This window comes from Mesorhizobium sp. M4B.F.Ca.ET.089.01.1.1 (genome assembly GCF_004022605.1).
In the GTDB taxonomy this organism is placed as follows: domain Bacteria; phylum Pseudomonadota; class Alphaproteobacteria; order Rhizobiales; family Rhizobiaceae; genus Mesorhizobium; species Mesorhizobium abyssinicae.
In genome coordinates, this window is sequence record NZ_RZOS01001004.1 from 1 (window position 1) to 859 (window position 859).

At 63.9% G+C, this 859-nt stretch carries 1 pseudogene; it reads right to left on the minus strand.

Going from position 1 to position 859, the window contains the following annotated elements:
- A pseudogene (locus EN780_RS35640) lies at positions 1–815 on the minus strand (DDE-type integrase/transposase/recombinase); the annotation flags it as partial.
- Positions 816–859 lie beyond the last annotated feature (44 nt).

Below are 859 nucleotides of genomic sequence, written 5' to 3' on the forward strand. Positions count from 1 at the left end.
TCCCAGTAGCGCAGACCGAAAAGGTGAATGCCGTCACGCCGCACCAGCCGGTCGAGGCTGGGCAGGAAATCAATCATGAAACCGGCAAGATCATGGGGCTGACGCACAGGCCAAGCGCGGCGGGCGACAGCTTCATGCCAGGCTGAAAGCGGCGGAATCCCCAGCGTTCCGTGGCGATCAGCGTGGTAGCGCGTGATCTCGAGCGCTATCCACCGCTCCAGTTCGTCCAGCGTCATCGCCGCATTGCCGACTGGATCGTAGTCGCCGCGCTCGTCGATATCGCTGAAAGTCGTGCCGGGCAGAAGATGGACCGCGCCCATCATGGTGCCGATCAGCCGCTCGATATGCCCGCCATAGTGAGGCGTGGCGACCGGACGGTGGATGATCTTGATGCCATATTCCTCGGCGCCCCGCTGCAGGGCGCGCGATCGGAACTCCTTGGCGTTGTCAATGTGGATGGCGTCAGGGAATCCGCAGGTTGGCCACTTCGCATCGATCCCAAGCCCGGCAAGCCACGCCTCTTTCGGCTGCACGATGTGGTGGGTCGCGAGCGCTACCGACACCGAGGACGGCGGCTCCAGGGTCAGGTAGAAACCCGCGACCGTACGGCTTGCGATATCGATGGCGAGCGTCAGCCATGGCCTCTGCAGCGGCCGGCGATACAGGCGATCGACGACAATGACATCGACCAGCGTATGGTCGATCTGGACAACATCGAAAGCACCCTGGGCGGCATATTCTCCCGGTACCGGCCGGAAGCGGTCACGTGCTGCCTTCGAGCCATCCCTTGCCCTGGCCACCTCGGCCGGGTCCAATTCCACGATCCGCGCCTTCAGCGCCTGGCAGGACGGTGCCCTGA